This window comes from Acinetobacter sp. YH12128, from assembly GCF_013418655.1.
Lineage (GTDB): Bacteria > Pseudomonadota > Gammaproteobacteria > Pseudomonadales > Moraxellaceae > Acinetobacter > Acinetobacter amyesii.
Map to the genome: position 1 here is coordinate 146,728 of NZ_VPBO01000001.1, position 17,055 is coordinate 163,782.

A 17,055-nucleotide genomic window follows, 5' to 3' on the forward strand; every position below is an offset into this window, starting at 1 on the left:
TTATTTACAGAAATTAGCAGCCTGTTAATTTTTCAGGTTGTGGACGTTCGCCAGGGAAGAAGATTGGGCGTAATTTGACGCCGATACCGTTCCCAATGAAGGCAAATACTAACCATAACCAGCCATGCAAACTACCTGAAGCAATACCGCTGAAATACGCACCAATGTTACAGCCGTATGCTAAACGTGCGCCGTAACCCAACATCAAACCACCGATCACAGCCGCTAGCAGTGAGCGTTTTGGGATATTAAAGTTCGGTGCAAATTTGCCTGCTAGGCTCGCTGCGAGTAATGCACCGAGCATGATGCCGAAATTCATCATCGACGTGATATCAAACCATAATGATTCGGTGAGTGCTTTGGCATTCGCAGGTTGCTGCCAATATGCCCAAGATGCAACATCGATCCCCATGATACTTGCTGATTTTGCTGCCCAAACGGCTAAGGCAGAGGTCACGCCCCAAGGACGGCCTGCAAGTGCGAGTGTGGCAAAGTTTAGTAAAGTCAGGATAATTCCGCCCCAAACCAATGGCCATGGACCACGTAGAAAGCGTTTCCAGCCGTGTTGGTTAGCTTGCGGCTCAACTTCAAGCTGACCATGGCGTTTCTTTTCAAAGTAAACTGTTGCTGCTGCAATGATTGCAAAAACTACAAAGTTTAATGCCAGTGCAGGAACTACACCAAAGCTTTTGACTAAAGAAATCGGCTCAAAGTGGGGAAGGTCAAACCACCATTGAATATGTGAAGTTGCAATCAGTGAACCTGTACAGAAAAAGATCAACGTTACAATCATACGTGCGCTACCAGCGCCCACAGTGTACAGTGTACCTGATGCACAGCCTCCGCCGACTTGCATACCAATACCAAAAATAAAGGCACCGATCATCACGGACATTGAAACAGGATTAACGTTACCTTTGACTGGGTTGCCAAATAATTCACCCGCACCTAAAGCAGGGAAGAAGAGCAGTACAGCCAAAGCCAACATGATCATTTGTGCACGCAAGCCACGACCACGACGCTCTTTAATAAAGACACGCCAACTTGAGGTAAAACCAAAAGATGCGTGATAAAGGGTCATACCCAAAGCACCGCCAATTAAAAATAGCAATGCTTGGTTAACGCCTACAACCAGATAAGCACCAAGGGTGCCTAAAATTAATAAAACAAAAGCCACCCAAATCGATACATTGGATCGATTGGCTGGCGTAGCAATAACAGACATGGAGAAAAAAGCTTAAAAAATGTATCTCTATTTTACGGTTTTTATATATTGTAAAAATGAATATTGTTGAAAAATCACACAATCATTGCTGTGTATAATTGATTTAATATATTTAAAAAACTGATGAAGTGGGCATTAAACTGGATTTACATTAAATAAAGAACCAATCCAACTAGAAAAAAGCATGGCTGCAATGCCCCAAAGCGCAACACGTAGACTGCCTTTCAACATAGAAGTGCCAGCTGCATAACTGGCCAAGGCACCGAGGAGTGCTAGGGAAATTACGCCAACGGCCATAACAGTTTTTTCAATATGCATGTCAGCACTGATCAAGATCGCAACCATCGGAAATAGCGCACCAATTGAAAATGCTAAAGCCGATGAGAGTGCTGCTTGAACGGGTTTTGCTGCGGTATTGTCATGGATTCCAATTTCATCTCGTGCATGGGCCTCTAGTGCATCATGGGCAGTTAATTGGACTGCAACTTCATGTGCTAGGTTCGGCTCTAACCCACGATTTACATAAATTTGAGTCAGCTCTTTAAGCTCCATATCTGGGTTACGTTGTAATTCTTTATGCTCCATGTGAAGATCTGCTTTTTCGACGTCTTCTTGAGATTTCACAGAGATATATTCGCCCGCCGCCATAGAGGTTGCACCAGAGATGAGTCCTGCAATGCATGTAATGAGTAAGGTATGGCTAGAAGCACCACTTGCAGCCATGCCCATAATTAAACTAGTGACGGAGATAATGCCATCATTTGCACCGAGTACAGATGCACGTAGCCAACCTGTACGTTCCATAAAATGTTTTTCGGTATGATGTGAATAAGACATTCTTTTCTCTAAATTTGTTATTTATATGACGTCATAAGATTGACCTGACGTCAGTTAAATTTCAAGTTAAAAATGGATTGAAACAACACGCTGAACAAAAGACAAATATAAAAAAAGCACCCGAAGGTGCTTTTTTTAAAGAATGCTTATTGTTGAGCTTTTTCTTTCACGTTTGCTGCACCTTGCTCAACAGCACCTGCTGTTGCAGCAGTCGCGTCTTTAGCTGCTTCTTTTGCATTGTGTGCAGCAGCTTCAGCATTTTCTGCTGCATTATCAGCTGCTGTCGCAGTTGCAGTTGCAGCATTATCTACAGCAGTAGCTGTCGCAGTTGCTGCTTCTGAAGTTGCATCAGCAATGTCATGGCCTGCTTGGTCAGCAGCGTTTTCTAGGTGTTCACCAGTTGTTGCACCTGTTTCTGGCGCTTTGTCTTTATTACAGCCAACAAGTGCAACAGTTGCAGCCAAACCTAAAGCAACAAGTAATTTATTCATTTTGATCTTTCCTTTTTTTGTTATGCCCGTAGCATGGGCTGAATTTATATTAGCTGAAAAAATATTCAAAAATCGATCAAAAATTGTTGATTTAGTGTAATTTTATTCAGCTTATTTTGTAGTTTGAAAGGCTTTATATCTACTTATAGCGTTAAGGGTTTTGACTAAATAATTCTTCAATTGAAGTCACAAGTAGATAGATAAATTCACTGTCTTCATGGCGCCATAAATATATTTCTTCCCCCAATTGTGTATCGTCTACCGTACGCATCAATAAATAATCGCCATCGCCGTTATGTGCAATAGCAATGCTGTTTTCAGGGAAGTCTTCTATTTCACTGATGGATTGATGTTCTACGGCTAGATGATTCGTTGTACGTTTTATTCTTTTCACATCGCTGGTGTCTTGGAAGGGAAAAAGCCACCATGCTTCGATGTCATCACCATCTTTAAATTCATCCGCGCTAGAAAAGCTAATGCCGAATTCGCCACCATTTTCAATTTGCATTTTGGCTTTATATTTTTCTGGAAACTTAAATCCTAATTGTTCTTCAGTTGCAGTAATAAATTTTAAGTCTAATGGAAAGGGCATGATGTTGTTCTTAAATTATTTTGGTGTTTTATGAATAAGCTAGGCGTAAATTTTAGTCAATATTTTTATCCTAAATGTTTTATTTATGAACATATTGGGCATAAAAAAGCCTGCAATCAATGCAGGCTTTTTTGAGAAATTAATCTATTAAGATTAAAGACCAGCAGATGCTTTAAGCGCTTCCACTTTGTCAGTTTTTTCCCATGTAAATGCGGTATCAGAACCTTCACGACCAAAGTGACCATACGCAGCAGTTTGTTGGTACATCGGTTGGATTAAGTTCAACATACGAGTAATACCGTATGGACGTAAGTCAAAGTGTTCACGTACAAGTGCAATAATCAAATCTTCAGATACTTTTGCAGTATTGAATGTGTTGATCGAGATAGATGTTGGTTCTGCAACACCAATCGCATAAGACACTTGAATTTCACATTTGTCAGCTAGGCCGGCAGCCACAATGTTTTTAGCAACATAACGGCCTGCATAAGCAGCAGAACGGTCCACTTTTGATGGATCTTTACCAGAGAACGCACCACCACCGTGACGAGCCATACCACCGTAAGTATCTACAATGATTTTACGGCCTGTTAAACCACAGTCACCTACAGGGCCGCCAATGACGAACATACCTGTTGGGTTGATGTGGAATTTAGTGTCTGCATGGAACATTTCAGCAGGAATCACTTTTTTCACGATTTCTTCAATTACCGCTTCTTTCAATTGAGCTTGGGTAATTTTTGGATCGTGCTGAGTTGAAAGTACAACTGCGTCTAAGCGAACTGGCATGCCATTTTCATAAGCAAATGTTACTTGGCTTTTTGCATCAGGACGTAACCAAGCAAGTTTGCCTTGTTTACGTAGTTCAGCTTGTTTTTCCATTAAGCGATGCGCATATGAAATCGGTGCTGGCATAAGCACATCAGTTTCACGGCTTGCATAACCAAACATTAAACCTTGGTCGCCCGCACCTTGATCTTCTGGTTTTTGACGGTCTACACCTTGAGCAATTTCAGGTGATTGTTTACCGATCATGTTGATCACGGCACAAGTTGAACCATCAAAGCCAAGATCTGAATGATGGTATCCGATACCATTTACGGTATTACGAACAATCGCTTCAAAGTCAACATTTGCAGTTGTTGTGATTTCACCGGCAAGTACAACCGCACCCGTTTTTACAAGCGTTTCACAAGCAACCCGTGCATATGGGTCTTCTTTTAAGATTGCATCCAAAATAGCATCACTGATTTGGTCAGCCATTTTATCCGGATGGCCTTCGCTTACAGATTCCGAGGTAAATACAGCGTACTCGCGCATAAGTCCTATCACAGTTAAATTTAAAGACGCAATATGTTACATCGAGAAAGCGTTTAGGACTAGCTCAACATGACCAAATTGGATGAAATTAATTCATTTCAATGACTTTTTAATTGATATATGCATCTAAAAAATTGATATGAGCTATGGATTTCTCAATTTAAATTTTTATGATGAGATAAAACAGAGATATTGGGCTTTGGCACAAGCAACAATGTGATTAGGCGTTAAAATGCCTAAATTGGCATTTTAAGTGAATCAATTATAAGAAAAAATCAAATCAATATCCTGAGATTTATCATTGATGAATGTCATGAACTGTCAGAATATGACTGTAAACGACAATTATTCGTTTAATTTGAAAAATAAAACACAATAAATACGGACTTTTGAGACTTGGTATGCAAATTGCCTATTTGTCATTACGTTGAATGGGGAAACGTAATGAAACAGTCTGGTTTTACACTCATTGAAATTATGATCGTGGTGGTAATCATCGGTATTTTGGCTGCAATTGCTACTGTATCTTACAATGGCTATGTCGCTCGGGCGCAAGTGGCTGAAGTATTAACAATGATTTCACCCTATAAATTAAAACTGATTGAAAATTATTCAGCGGAACAAAGCTGTGTAGATTTGAATACAGCGCTGAATGAAAGTATCAGTACCAAGTATATTGCGAGTAGTGAAATTACTGATGTGGCAGGAACGTGTTCAGTGGTTTTTACCTTTAAATCAACAGATGTAACTTTAGGTCTTCGTTCAAAGCAGATTTATTTTAATATTCCAGATGGTTTAAATGGTGCTTGGAATTGTCAATCGGATGATATTTCGCAGCGAAATTTGCCTGCTACATGTCGTGGTATATAAATATTGGTCGTGGTATATAAATATTGAATGTGAAACCGTGAGTATATTGGATAAGTGCTGATTTCAAAGGGATGAGTTTGCTGTTTGAGTTACCCAAACCGTAGTGGGTGTATTTTATATGAAATCAAATTTCAAATGGTCATTTATCTGGATCGGCTTTGGCTGCTATTTTTATTCACGATTTCCATTCGATGTATCGGACTTTTATCAGTTATAAAGCGTTTACTTTCTCTACCAAACTCTAAATATGCATTGCGCTGTCATTGATTCGCCATATAAAAGCATCACTGTATACAAAATAAACGACATGCATAGGCTTGAAATTGAGCAATAAGCGCCCAAAATACAGGTGGTGCAGGAATAATTAGCGAAAATTTGCCCCTGAGGCTTTACCCATTCCGCTTTTTTTAAGACAATATACGCATCTTTGAATTCTTATTCATCTTACTCTTTTAAACCATTTGTTTGGACTCTGACCTATGACAACCCCGCTTAACGAACGTCGTATTGCAAACGCAATTCGTGTATTGGCAATGGATGCTGTGCAAAAAGCAAATTCAGGACATCCAGGTGCTCCAATGGGGATGGCAGATATTGCTGATGTGGTGTGGCGTGAATTCCTCAACCACAACCCTGCAAACCCACAATGGGCAAACCGTGACCGTTTCGTATTGTCAAACGGCCATGGCTCTATGTTGCAATATGCGTTATTGCACTTAACAGGTTATGACCTGTCTATTGAAGATTTAAAATCTTTCCGTCAATTGCATTCTAAAACTCCAGGTCACCCAGAATTGGGCTATGCACCGGGTATTGAAACAACGACTGGTCCATTGGGTCAAGGTATTGCAAACGCTGTAGGTTTTGCACTTGCTGAAAAAACTTTAGCGGCTCAATTCAACAAAGAAGACATCACAGTTATAGATCACAACACATACTGCTTCTTGGGTGACGGTTGTTTAATGGAAGGTGTTTCTCACGAAGCTTGTTCATTGGCAGGTACTTTGGGTCTAGGTAAATTGGTTGTTTACTACGATGACAACGGCATCTCAATTGATGGTGAAGTAGAAGGCTGGTTCTCTGACGACACAGAACAGCGTTTCTTGGCATACGGCTGGCAAGTGCTTAAAGTTGACGGTCATGATGCAGACGCAATCCGCGCAGCAACTGTTGAAGCGAAAGCTGAAACAGCTAAACCAACTTTAATTATCTGTAAAACCATTATTGGTTTAGGTTCTCCAAACAAACAAGGTAAAGAAGATTGCCACGGTGCGCCGCTTGGTAATGATGAAATCGCTTTAACTCGTGAAGCTTTGGGCTGGACAGAAGGTCCATTCGAAATTCCTGCTGATGTATATGCAGCTTGGGATGCAAAAGCGAAAGGTACTACTTCTGAATCTGCTTGGAACGACACATTTGCGGCTTATGCTGCTAAATATCCAACAGAAGCGGCTGAACTCAAACGTCGTCTTTCTGGTGAATTACCTGCTGACTTCGCTGTAAAAGCGGATGCTTATATTGCAGAAGTAAATGCAAAAGCTGAAACAATCGCTACTCGTAAAGCGAGCCAAAATGCCATTCAAGCATTTGCACCACAGCTTCCAGAAATTCTAGGTGGTTCTGCTGACCTTGCAGGTTCTAACCTGACTTTATGGAAAGGCGCAGAAGGCGTTGAATCTAACCCAGCGGGTAACTACGTTCATTACGGTGTACGTGAATTCGGTATGACTGCAATTGCGAACGGTGTAGCGCTGCATGGCGGTTTTGTTCCTTATGTAGCAACATTCCTGATGTTCATGGAATATGCACGTAATGCAGTACGCATGTCTGCATTGATGAAACAGCGTGTAATTCATGTGTATACCCATGACTCAATTGGTCTAGGTGAAGATGGTCCTACACACCAACCTGTAGAGCAAATTGCATCTTTACGCGGAACACCAAACCTAAACACTTGGCGTCCATGTGACACTGTAGAAGCGTCTATTTCTTGGAAATCTGCATTGTTACGTAGCGAAGGCCCTACAGCGTTAATCTTCTCTCGTCAAAACTTGCCATTCCAAACTCGTACAGCAGATCAAATTGCTGACGTTGCGAAAGGCGGTTATGTACTTGCAAAAGAAAAAGGCGAATTGAAAGCAATCATCATTGCGACTGGTTCAGAAGTTTCATTGGCAATGGATGCTTACGCACAGCTTGAAGGCGTACGTGTTGTTTCTATGCCATGTGCTGAAGAATTCGTAAAACAAGACGCTGCTTACCGTGAAGCGGTTCTTCCTGCTGCGATCCGTGCGCGTGTTGCTGTTGAAGCTGCGCATGTGGACTACTGGTGGAAATTTGTTGGTCTTGATGGTCGTGTAATCGGTATGACGACTTACGGTGAATCTGCTCCAGCAAAAGACTTGTATCAACACTTTGGTATTACTGCTGATGCTGTTGTTGCTGCTGTGAAAGAAATTACCGCTTAATCTGTAAAGATTAACCGTAATAAAGACGCCCCAGAGAAGGGGCGTTTTTTATTGCAGAGATTAAATTTATTTTTAATTGTGAAATAACGATTTGTAACGAATGAATTAAAGCATTGGTTTAAAATTAATTCATTCATGCAGTATTCAGCCACGGGTGCAATGTTGCCCCAAGTGAGGAAACGATGAGCCTTTACGATCAGATAAATGATGAAATTGTACTGATGGATGCTGGTGAACAGAAATGGATAGGCACGGACTTAGAGCTTGAAGCCATGGTTGCAGTAGAATTGATGCTGCAAGATTTGCAAGAAGACAAAGTGATTAAGATTCGCCGTAAGAACCATGAAAAGCATACAGGCTTGAAGCAGGTTGACCGCATTTTGGTTGAGAAGCTATAAGCTAAATGGTTAAAAAGTCCGATTGTTCGGGCTTTTTATTTGCCTATCGTATTTATAAAACGGATAAGAAAAAGTCCATCCAAGACTTATCAAGACTAAAAAAGAGCGCATTAAATAAAGTGTTTTAAACACATGAAGCTTTATTTCAGTTATAAAAATCCAGTGCTCATTTAAAAAAGACATCAAACGTGCAAATACAGATTAAAAATTTAACAGAAATTTCAAAAAACCAATGGCAGCCGCTTTGGGAGCTGTATTTAAAATTTTATAAAAGTCAGGTGCCAGATGAAGTGACTGAGCGAACGTGGCACAGGTTAAATGCTGCTGACTGCGAACATATGTATGGCTTTGCAGCTGTGATTGATCATCAAGTAGTTGGGATTGTGCATGTCATTGAACATGAGAGCTGCTGGACATTACAGCCTTATGCCTATTTGCAGGATTTATATACCCATGAAGATTATCGCGGGCAGGGCATCGGCAAGGCGCTGATCGCGAAAGTGAAAGAATATTGTGATCAGCGGCAGTGTGACCGTGTGTATTGGCTTACGCATCAGGATAATGAAACTGCGCAAAAACTGTATGATCAAATCGCGAAAAAAACAGGATTTATCCAATATCGCTGTCATTAACTCAATGTAAAAGGCTATTCTAAATGAACAGCAGCTCTTGCGTGAAGAGCTGCTGGATCTGAGCATTTAAGCTGAAACTTTAAAGTTTTTAGCTGAGTCGGCTTCTTGCTGAATGATCCATTCTCCACCTACGCGGAATGATGATGCTGAGGCGTAGGTGTCTTCCATAAATTGGAAAAAGCTGATTAAACCGTTTTGAACTTTGGCTTTAATTGAAAAAGGCGAGGTGAAAGTATTTTTTGCATAGACTGAGGTGTAGGTGAATTGACCAAATACAGCTACAGTTTCATCTTCAGCGATCATATCCGTGATATGAAATTCATCGATATTCCAGTAAGTGCCGACATTGGCAAAGGTATATATAAATGTCTCTACCTGTTCCAGACCCAGCCCACGGCTCAATTTGTTTAAGTTCTGGGTTGCTGAAGTTTAAGGAAACATACGCCGCGTCTTCTGCAACCAGCAGCTGAGTTGCATTTTCGACGAGTTCTTTTGAAGTATTCATAAGAAATGCCAAAACGACATCTTTGGGAGTTTTAGTGTTTAAGGCTTTTTCAATAGCCAGCGATTGTTCTGTCATTTTTGGGTACTCAGATTTTTATGATGTCTAAAAATCTTAAGTGGATTTGTTTAGAAAACCTACGACTCAGATAGGTTGATGTTTCCTAAATTTAGGATAAATCGTCGGGGAGTAGCTTGAAAAGAATAATTATTTGAAATATATGGAAAATTTAATAATTGAGAGTGGTTGTAGATGCTGCTACAGATTTTACAAAACTATCGTTCTAAACATGCAACAAAACGTTTTATCTTTAAAGCTGTAATACGGCTAAAAATCTATAGACTTAATGGTATTCGAAAGTGAGATAAAAACATGAACTTTAAAGCATTAACAATCGGTTTGGCGGTAGCATCAGTTACAACAATTTCTATGGCAAAACCTGTTGCCTATCAAATTGATCCTACTCATACCGCAACAGTATTTACTTGGAATCATTTTGGTTTCTCAACGCCTTCTGCAAACTTTAGTGACATTCAAGGGACAATCAATGTCGATAATGCAAAACCTGCAAATTCGTCTGTGAATGTGACGATTCCATTATCGAGCTTAAATACCAATGTCAAAGCATTAGATGATCATTTAAAAACAGCTGATTTCTTTGATGCTGAAAAATATCCAAATATCACGTTTAAAAGTACAAAAGTTCAAGCGATCAGCAAAACTAAATACAAAATCACGGGTGATTTAACAGTTAAAAATGTGACTAAACCAGTGGTATTGGATGCTGTATTGAACAAGCAAGCCGTTCACCCAATGACTAAGGCGGAAACGATTGGTTTTAATGCAACGACTTCTTTTGATCGTTCAGCATTTGGTGTCGGTGCATATGTACCAAATGTAGGCGACAAAATTACGGTAAATATTACGACTGAAGCGGCTGTGTCTACAGCAAAGGCAGCAGCGAAATAAGATTTAGCTTCCTCAGCTAAGTTAGGAAAGCACCCATTTGGGTGCTTTTTTATGTCTCGTAGATGAGTATTTGATGAGTGGTCAATCGCGATTGAGCAGCAATAGGCAGCCAAAACTGATGAAAATTCCACCGGTAATGGCGTCAATTTTTTTACTAAATTTTTGATAGTAATGGGTCATTTTAGGTGCTGAGAATAAGACCGCAACCAATGCAAACCAAATCAAACTTTCAATAAAGACTAAAGCCAATAAAGAGCTTTGATCAAAAATGCTGACCTTTGCACTGATCCCAATGGAAAATACACTAGTGAAATAAACCAATGCTTTAGGATTGGCCATATTGGTCAAGAAACCTTGGAATAACAGCGTCAAAGGCGATTTTTTCTGTACAGCTTGCTCGGTTGGTTTCGTTATTGTGCCGAGGTCTTTACTCCATGCAGATTTTAATAACTGAGAGCCTAAATATAAAAGATATAAGCCACCCAAAATCATGAGGCATTGTTGTAACCAAGCCATTTTTTGAAATAGAAAATGTAAGCCACTTATTGCACAAATTGACCAAACTAAAATACTAAGTGATATACCTAATGCGGCAAATAATGCATGTGATCTGGATTGTCGAATAGCACTTTGAGTGACAAAAAAGAAGTCTGGGCCTGGGCTGATGAGAGCAAAAAAGTGGATGAGCGCAATGCTGAGTAAGGGAGTCATTCTAATGGCTTATACGTTTTGAAGTGCAACCGTTATAAGCCATTTAGCATTAAATTAATAGCTGTTTTAAAGCTCAAGCTGTTGTAAAAATTGTTGCAAAATAAGGGGAGCAACACGTTCTAAATGAGGTGCTTGTTGTTGGCTTTGCATGCGCAAATTTGGAATGTTAATTTGTGCTTTATGTAATTCACATGTATGCCCAATCAGCCATTTTTCCATGGCCTGTGCTTCTGCTTCAATATGAAACTGTAGGGCTAAAATATTGGGCCCATAGCTAAACGCTTGATTTGGATAAATTGCCGAGCTGGCGAGTAGCTGTGCATTTGCAGGTAAATCAAAGGTATCGCCATGCCAATACAGTACCGGTACTTGATCTAATGGCGCTAAAATATTGTGAGTAATGGCTTCAAGCGCTAGGGAACTCCAACCGATTTCTTTGCTATGACCTGCATAAACTTTAGCGCCCAATGCATACGCAATAAGCTGAGCACCTAAGCAAATGCCTAAAGTCGGTAATTTACTCTCTAAACGTACTTTAAGTAAGTCTATTTCTTTTTGTAGGAATGGGTAGTCATCAGTTTCATAGACTCCGATCGGGCCACCCAAAATGATGGTAAGCCCTGTATGTTGCATAGCTTTACTCAGGTCATCGACTCCAGCTTCGAAGTATCTCACCCGATAACCCAGTTGGTAAAATACATCTTCCAATGAACCCAAATCTTCAAATGCAAGGTGTTGAATGACGTAGATGGTTTCGTTTAATGCAGTACTCATAGGGATTTTTCAGGATTAAGATTTCAAAATAGAATGTAGCTTAAATTGCCGGAGATTAAAAAGGAAAACTGTAAATTTTTCACAATTTCGAAAAGAAATAAATATAGAAGTTGGTTGAAGCGGATTGTTTTTTCTTTGAGTGATTATGTTCGACGATAGAACTTAGCATTTAAAACTTTGGTGCTGTGAATTAAGGGATCCCGCAAGGCTTTATTGGCAAAATTTATGAGAAAAAGTGCATGAAATTTAGATAAAGCTTTGGTTTAGTATAAAAAAAAGATGAAAAACCAATGGAAAAGCGTTTAGAGATGCGTATGATGAAATCTTCGACAAACAACAGTTCATTTTTCTTTTAATATCATCACATAATTAGATAACTGATTTTAAAAGTAAAAAAATATAAGCCAGGGAACTTGTATGCAGTCAAAACATAATCGAGATGCCAGTCTCTTGCATGCGATACATAAAATTTTATTAAAGGAATGGGACCCGTTAGGGATTCGCCGTATTCCTGCTTTACGTGATGAGTATGATGATTATTTGCCCAATATTTTTAAATTAATTCAAGAGGATTCAAGTGAATCAGAAATTTTTGAATATTTATGGTGGGTTGAGCAAAAAGTCTTAGAGAAAAAAGGACAGAAGGAACATACCCTAAAAATTGCGAAAATGCTGAAGGCAATTGAGCGCTAGTTTGCGGTCGTGTACGCATAAAAAACCGATATATATCCGTATCGGTTTTTTATATTGAATCTCTTAGAAGTCTATTAGAAACGGTTTAGAATTTCTTTTCTAAGGTAAATATAAAGCTTGGAATTGCTTCATTGATACGAGATTGGTATAGCGCGCCAGAACTTTGTTCTTTTAACACTTCTTTATAATCTGAGCTGAGAATATTACGTGCATTGACCGATGCAGACCAATTTTGATCAAAGCGTTTAGTAAAACTCACATCCATGTTGACACGTTCATTGCTGGTGCGATTATACGGCTCGTTACTCAGCGCTCGTGTATATTCTGGGGTGTAATTGAGGTTCACACTTGTTGCAATACGCCACGGTTGGTAGTTGTATGATAAACCAGCACTTGCGGTATACGGTGCAACATCGCTTGCCAAGCGGTCAGAGCCGTCAGCTTCTTCAATTTTTGCACGTACAGTTGAAAGCTGAGCACTCAACATAAATGAATGGCCGTTTTCAGTTTGTTTTAGGGCATAACGACCTGCAATTTCTACACCATAGGTGGTTGCACTGTCTTGGTTATATGGGCGTTCGACAAAACGGCAATCTGTATTTCCCGTTTCGCAACGACCACCTGCAGCATTTTCAGACTGAATTGATTTTTCGATATAGTCGTTAATTTCTCGATAATAGGCTGTGACATTAACGCCGCCAGCAGGGGTGTTATAGCCTAGGGTTGTTTCGTAAGCATTAATAGTTTCAGGTCGTAAGTCAGGATTACCACCACGGTCAGGGTTGTTTAGTGTCCCTGCATCGCTATCTGTAGAAACTGAAACAGTCGGCATCAATTGATTGCTACGTGGGTTTTTAAAAGCCTGACTCAAATTGGTTTGAAGTGACCATTGGTCATTAAAGTCAAAACGGTGTGCTAATACAGGACTCAAATGCTGATCTTGATAATCCACTAAACCTGAACGATCAATCCACTCTTGGCGTACACCTAAAGTTAATGTTTGGCGCTGCGTATATCTCCAACTACCTTCGACATATGCAGCATATAATTGTTCATTTAAGGTCTCTGCAATATTGCTTTCAAGTTCATTGCTACGTAGGTCGGTACCAAATTTTATTTGCCGTTTTGAGTCGAACTTTCGGACACCGTCGTAGCCTAAGCCATATTCATTAATTTGTTCGTCAATATACGATTGAGAATCTCTAAATTCTGTCAATTCAGTTTCATTTTGCTGTTCGATAGATAAGCGAATTTTGTCTGAATTTCCTTGGTCTTTACGCTCATACCGTGTGTTGAGACGAATGCTGTCATTTTTATCTTTTTGGACTTGGGAGCCACTTGAACCTTCGCTTTCATTGTTGCGATAAAACATTTCAGCGACCAGTTTTTGTTGATCATCAAGCTGATATTCAACACGAGGAGTTAACATCTGTGAAGTACGATTGGTGATGCGTTTCTGGGTTTTCGTTCCTGTTGCATCTTGTGTACGGGTGAGTGTATCTGAATCATTCCACATTTGGCTCCCAGATAAACTATAGATCCAAGGGTCCGAGCGGCCATCCATTTGAAAGTTTAAATTTGTACGTTCTTCTTCACGTGTATTTGATTTGGTTAGGCCATAACCAGCACGTACAGATCCACTCAAGCGCGTGCCATTCAATGGTTCTTTTAAAATAATATTGATGACTGCAGATGATGCAACCGAGCCTTGAGCGACGCTCGGTTGTTTTGTGATTTCAAGGCGTTCGATCATTTCGGGTGTAATGCTATCAACAACTGACATGCCGCCGCGAGGACCACCCTGTACAGGTTCACCATTGATTAAGAACACGGGTGCGCCACCACCACGAAAACGCATGCCGCCAGCACCTGCACCACCACGTGGACCACCACCAGCACCGGGGAGTTGAAACCCTGCAGCACGACGCAGCGCATCATTGATTGACTGATCGCCAAATTTCAACATTTCATCACGGCTTACAATGGTTTTTGCGACAGCACTGATATCTGGGTCTTTGGGCTTAGTGCTTGCTGTCGGAACTTCAAATGTTAAAGCTTCCATTTGCTGAACTGCTACAGATTCTTGCGGATTTTGAACAGTATCTGCGGCCCAAATTGATGTTGAGATCGTAAGTAATGCGTAACTTAAGCTGGTCAGTTTGAGTGTAGTGTGCGCGCCGTGCATTATTTGGTTGTCCAAATGTAATTTTGGCAAAGAATAACGGAAAATTATGGAGAAAAATTGAGGAAAATTGGCGAGATGAGCATTTCATCAGATTATTTTTTAACAGGTAGGTGAAAGGTCGTGTGGCAATAGGGGAAGCCTTATTCGTTGGGGGAAAATTAAGGCCTATTAACGTCGCTACAATATAATAAATAACTGAGGTGACGCAGTAGCATCAGAAGCGTACTTTGCTTCAAATAATAAAGATACGCGGTAATGTCATGCGCAATTGTTTGAGACAGGACGACTTCTAATCAAAAATGTTTTTGCGATACGTTGAATAATTTGACGGTAGTGAACGAGTTTTGTTGGTGAGGTGCATTGCACCGCAAGATGGTTTCCTTGCGAAGCTTCGCATCTCATTTTGCCGAATGAAAAACAACGTTTCGTAAGAGTACCTCCAGCCGAAGGCTAATCTCTTTATTCAATCCCTAAATGCGAAATTACTTTTATGTGCATAACATGAGTAAATAAATCTAAAAATAAGCCGTTGAAGAAAAATTTAGACATAAAAAAAACCTCATCTTTCGATGAGGGTTTTTCGTATTCTGGAGCGGGAAAGGAGACTCGAACTCCCGACCCCAACCTTGGCAAGGTTATGCTCTACCAACTGAGCTATTCCCGCAATGAGGTGAATTATAGAGAATTTCACACAACTGTCAACTCTCTATGCTTCTGTTTGCTCAATTAATCAGCACGGCGCCAAATAGTACCTTGACGAGTATCTTCCAGAACAACCCCTTGATCTAACAAAGATTGACGAATGTCATCTGCTTTGGCAAATTCTTTGGTTTTTTTCGCATCTTTACGTTGTTGAATTAAATCTTCAATCTGTTCTTCTGATAAGCCTAATGCTTCCTGACCGATATCAGATTTCAGGAAATCATCCACATTGTGTTGCACCAAACCTAAAATATTGGTCAAGTGACGCAATGTCGAATAATACACAGTCGCTTGTTCAGCATTTTCATCTTTCACGGCACGGTTCAATTCTTTGTTGACTTCAAACAATACCGCAATTGCTTCTGCGGTGTTGAAATCATCACGCATAGCGGCATTAAAGCGCTCAACTAAAGCATCATCCAAAGTTTCTACGGTTTTTTCACCATAGACTTGCTGATACGCTTTAAATGAATGATAGAAACGGGAAAGGGTATTTTTCGCTTCTTTTAAAGCAGTGTCAGAGAAGTTTACTGGGCTACGGTAATGTGATGACACAATAAAGAAGCGGATCACTTCAGGGTGGAATTTATCCATGACATCACGAATAGTGAAGAAGTTACCTAAAGACTTCGACATTTTTTCGCCATCGACATTAATAAAGCCGACATGCATCCAGTAATTAACATACTGTTCGCCAGTAGATGCCTCAGATTGCGCAATTTCATTTTCATGATGCGGGAAAGTTAAGTCTGAACCGCCACCATGAATATCAAAATGGTTACCTAAGCAGCAGGTCGACATCGCTGAACATTCAATATGCCAGCCCGGACGGCCATTGCCCCAAGGCGAAGCCCAAGAAGGTTCATTTTCTTTGGCATGTTTCCAAAGCACGAAGTCAAAAGGATGTTTCTTTTCTACTTCTACATCAACGCGTTCAGAAGCACCAGCCTGCATATCGTCAAGTTTACGACCCGAAAGACGACCATATTTGGCAAACTTTTCAACTTCAAAATAAACATCGCCATTTGCAGATGGATATGCTGTACCTTTGTTAACCAAGCTACCAATCATATTCTGCATTTGATCGATATAGTCTGTTGCACGTGGTGCTTCATCAGGTGCTGCACAACCTAAATTGGCAGCATCTTCGTTCATGGCCTTTATAAAACGGTCGGTTAAAGCAGTAATGCTTTCGCCATTTTCATTGGCACGGGCAATGATCTTATCGTCAATATCGGTAATGTTTCGAACGTATTTAACGCTCCAGCCCTGACTGCGCAGGAAACGGATAATATAGTCAAATGCAACCATAACTCGAGCATGACCAATATGACAGTAGTCATACACAGTCATTCCACAGACATACATGTCGATATGTCCTTCTTTGCGAGGTACGAATTCTACTTTTTTACGTTGCTCTGAGTTATATAGAACAAAAGGTTGCATAGGTCTTCAAATTGTTTCTACCGAAAGATGGCTCATCTTAACCTAAGCATTTTTTTTCATAAAGTTAAAACCCAAAAAAGCAGATATTTTTTAATGCTTGATGTAATTGTACTGCTGGAAAAAGAAGTTGAAGGCTCATTTGATTCGGGCTGAATTTCATTTGAGAGTTGAATTCAATTTATCTGTTCCTAAGATAAAAAAGAAGAAATGCATCTTTTCTGCATAATTCATGAATTCTTA

16 protein-coding genes and 1 tRNA gene are annotated in these 17,055 nt (G+C 40.1%); 6 read left to right on the forward strand and 11 right to left on the reverse strand.

The window, feature by feature from the left end:
• Nucleotides 1–13: 13 nt before the first annotated feature.
• The 5 genes from FTU64_RS00765 to metK all read right to left on the reverse strand — a co-directional run bounded on the left by FTU64_RS00765 (nt 14) and on the right by metK (nt 4,465).
• Nucleotides 14–1,225 carry a YeeE/YedE family protein gene (locus FTU64_RS00765; protein ID WP_180059063.1) on the reverse strand — a complete coding sequence of 404 codons (1,212 nt, stop codon included), beginning with the start codon at nt 1,223–1,225 and terminating at the stop codon, nt 14–16.
• A gap of 135 nt (nt 1,226–1,360) precedes the next feature.
• Nucleotides 1,361–2,062 (reverse strand): VIT family protein, encoded by a 702-nt coding sequence (locus FTU64_RS00770; RefSeq protein ID WP_180027050.1) that lies wholly within the window; start codon nt 2,060–2,062, stop codon nt 1,361–1,363.
• 146 nt (nt 2,063–2,208) lie between these two features.
• Entirely contained in the window at nt 2,209–2,553 is a 345-nt protein-coding gene (locus FTU64_RS00775) for a hypothetical protein (protein WP_078188782.1), read from the reverse strand.
• Between the two features lie 151 nt (nt 2,554–2,704).
• On the reverse strand, nt 2,705–3,145 hold the full coding sequence (locus tag FTU64_RS00780) for an SMI1/KNR4 family protein (protein ID WP_180059064.1): 441 nt from the start codon (nt 3,143–3,145) through the stop codon (nt 2,705–2,707).
• Between the two features lie 153 nt (nt 3,146–3,298).
• Nucleotides 3,299–4,465 carry a methionine adenosyltransferase gene (metK, locus tag FTU64_RS00785; RefSeq protein ID WP_078188779.1) on the reverse strand — a complete coding sequence of 389 codons (1,167 nt, stop codon included), beginning with the start codon at nt 4,463–4,465 and terminating at the stop codon, nt 3,299–3,301.
• A 444-nt stretch (nt 4,466–4,909) separates the two neighbouring features.
• Here metK and FTU64_RS00790 point away from each other — a divergent pair, with 444 nt between their 5' ends.
• The 4 genes from FTU64_RS00790 (at nt 4,910) to FTU64_RS00805 (ending at nt 8,833) form a co-directional block, all read left to right on the forward strand.
• A complete protein-coding gene (locus tag FTU64_RS00790) occupies nt 4,910–5,335 on the forward strand; it encodes a pilin (RefSeq protein WP_180059065.1) in 426 nt (141 codons plus the stop codon).
• A gap of 479 nt (nt 5,336–5,814) precedes the next feature.
• Nucleotides 5,815–7,803 (forward strand): transketolase, encoded by a 1,989-nt coding sequence (gene tkt, locus FTU64_RS00795; protein WP_180059066.1) that lies wholly within the window; start codon nt 5,815–5,817, stop codon nt 7,801–7,803.
• Nucleotides 7,804–7,985: 182 nt separating this feature from the next.
• On the forward strand, nt 7,986–8,201 hold the full coding sequence (locus FTU64_RS00800; RefSeq protein WP_078188774.1) for a hypothetical protein: 216 nt from the start codon (nt 7,986–7,988) through the stop codon (nt 8,199–8,201).
• A gap of 188 nt (nt 8,202–8,389) precedes the next feature.
• Nucleotides 8,390–8,833, forward strand: coding sequence for a GNAT family N-acetyltransferase (locus FTU64_RS00805; RefSeq protein WP_180059067.1), 444 nt, complete (start codon nt 8,390–8,392; stop codon nt 8,831–8,833).
• A 66-nt stretch (nt 8,834–8,899) separates the two neighbouring features.
• Here the strand turns inward: FTU64_RS00805 and FTU64_RS00810 are convergent, their stop codons facing one another.
• On the reverse strand, nt 8,900–9,235 hold the full coding sequence (locus tag FTU64_RS00810) for a hypothetical protein (RefSeq protein WP_257222162.1): 336 nt from the start codon (nt 9,233–9,235) through the stop codon (nt 8,900–8,902).
• 472 nt (nt 9,236–9,707) lie between these two features.
• On the opposite strand from FTU64_RS00810, the gene FTU64_RS00815 reads away from it, so the two are divergent.
• Entirely contained in the window at nt 9,708–10,304 is a 597-nt protein-coding gene (locus FTU64_RS00815) for a YceI family protein (protein WP_078188771.1), read from the forward strand.
• Between the two features lie 81 nt (nt 10,305–10,385).
• Here the strand turns inward: FTU64_RS00815 and FTU64_RS00820 are convergent, their stop codons facing one another.
• Together FTU64_RS00820 and FTU64_RS00825 are read right to left on the reverse strand one after the other, a co-directional pair.
• The gene (locus FTU64_RS00820; RefSeq protein ID WP_111883787.1) at nt 10,386–11,015 is read right to left on the reverse strand and encodes a LysE family transporter; all 630 of its coding nucleotides are present in this window, start codon (nt 11,013–11,015) and stop codon (nt 10,386–10,388) included.
• A 66-nt stretch (nt 11,016–11,081) separates the two neighbouring features.
• Nucleotides 11,082–11,789 carry a glutamine amidotransferase gene (locus FTU64_RS00825; RefSeq protein ID WP_180059068.1) on the reverse strand — a complete coding sequence of 236 codons (708 nt, stop codon included), beginning with the start codon at nt 11,787–11,789 and terminating at the stop codon, nt 11,082–11,084.
• A 417-nt stretch (nt 11,790–12,206) separates the two neighbouring features.
• Here FTU64_RS00825 and FTU64_RS00830 point away from each other — a divergent pair, with 417 nt between their 5' ends.
• Nucleotides 12,207–12,482 (forward strand): hypothetical protein, encoded by a 276-nt coding sequence (locus FTU64_RS00830; RefSeq protein ID WP_078193570.1) that lies wholly within the window; start codon nt 12,207–12,209, stop codon nt 12,480–12,482.
• An 85-nt stretch (nt 12,483–12,567) separates the two neighbouring features.
• Here FTU64_RS00830 and FTU64_RS00835 read toward each other — a convergent pair whose 3' ends face one another.
• The 3 genes from FTU64_RS00835 to cysS all read right to left on the reverse strand — a co-directional run bounded on the left by FTU64_RS00835 (nt 12,568) and on the right by cysS (nt 16,815).
• On the reverse strand, nt 12,568–14,667 hold the full coding sequence (locus FTU64_RS00835; RefSeq protein WP_180059069.1) for a TonB-dependent siderophore receptor: 2,100 nt from the start codon (nt 14,665–14,667) through the stop codon (nt 12,568–12,570).
• A gap of 588 nt (nt 14,668–15,255) precedes the next feature.
• Nucleotides 15,256–15,331, reverse strand: a tRNA-Gly gene (locus tag FTU64_RS00840).
• 62 nt (nt 15,332–15,393) lie between these two features.
• Nucleotides 15,394–16,815, reverse strand: coding sequence for a cysteine--tRNA ligase (gene cysS, locus FTU64_RS00845; RefSeq protein ID WP_180059070.1), 1,422 nt, complete (start codon nt 16,813–16,815; stop codon nt 15,394–15,396).
• Nucleotides 16,816–17,055 lie beyond the last annotated feature (240 nt).

What these genes read in the sequence shown, in the direction of transcription:
- FTU64_RS00800 (WP_078188774.1), top strand. Translation starts at nt 7,986, where the DNA reads ATGAGCCTTTACGATCAGATAAATGATGAAATTGTACTGATGGATGCT.
- FTU64_RS00770 (WP_180027050.1), bottom strand. Translation starts at nt 2,062, where the DNA reads ATGTCTTATTCACATCATACCGAAAAACATTTTATGGAACGTACAGGT.
- FTU64_RS00830 (WP_078193570.1), top strand. Translation starts at nt 12,207, where the DNA reads ATGCAGTCAAAACATAATCGAGATGCCAGTCTCTTGCATGCGATACAT.
- cysS (WP_180059070.1), bottom strand. Translation starts at nt 16,815, where the DNA reads ATGCAACCTTTTGTTCTATATAACTCAGAGCAACGTAAAAAAGTAGAA.
- FTU64_RS00835 (WP_180059069.1), bottom strand. Translation starts at nt 14,667, where the DNA reads ATGCACGGCGCGCACACTACACTCAAACTGACCAGCTTAAGTTACGCA.
- metK (WP_078188779.1), bottom strand. Translation starts at nt 4,465, where the DNA reads ATGCGCGAGTACGCTGTATTTACCTCGGAATCTGTAAGCGAAGGCCAT.
- FTU64_RS00790 (WP_180059065.1), top strand. Translation starts at nt 4,910, where the DNA reads ATGAAACAGTCTGGTTTTACACTCATTGAAATTATGATCGTGGTGGTA.
- FTU64_RS00825 (WP_180059068.1), bottom strand. Translation starts at nt 11,789, where the DNA reads ATGAGTACTGCATTAAACGAAACCATCTACGTCATTCAACACCTTGCA.
- FTU64_RS00815 (WP_078188771.1), top strand. Translation starts at nt 9,708, where the DNA reads ATGAACTTTAAAGCATTAACAATCGGTTTGGCGGTAGCATCAGTTACA.
- FTU64_RS00820 (WP_111883787.1), bottom strand. Translation starts at nt 11,015, where the DNA reads ATGACTCCCTTACTCAGCATTGCGCTCATCCACTTTTTTGCTCTCATC.
- tkt (WP_180059066.1), top strand. Translation starts at nt 5,815, where the DNA reads ATGACAACCCCGCTTAACGAACGTCGTATTGCAAACGCAATTCGTGTA.
- FTU64_RS00765 (WP_180059063.1), bottom strand. Translation starts at nt 1,225, where the DNA reads ATGTCTGTTATTGCTACGCCAGCCAATCGATCCAATGTATCGATTTGG.
- FTU64_RS00775 (WP_078188782.1), bottom strand. Translation starts at nt 2,553, where the DNA reads ATGAATAAATTACTTGTTGCTTTAGGTTTGGCTGCAACTGTTGCACTT.
- FTU64_RS00780 (WP_180059064.1), bottom strand. Translation starts at nt 3,145, where the DNA reads ATGCCCTTTCCATTAGACTTAAAATTTATTACTGCAACTGAAGAACAA.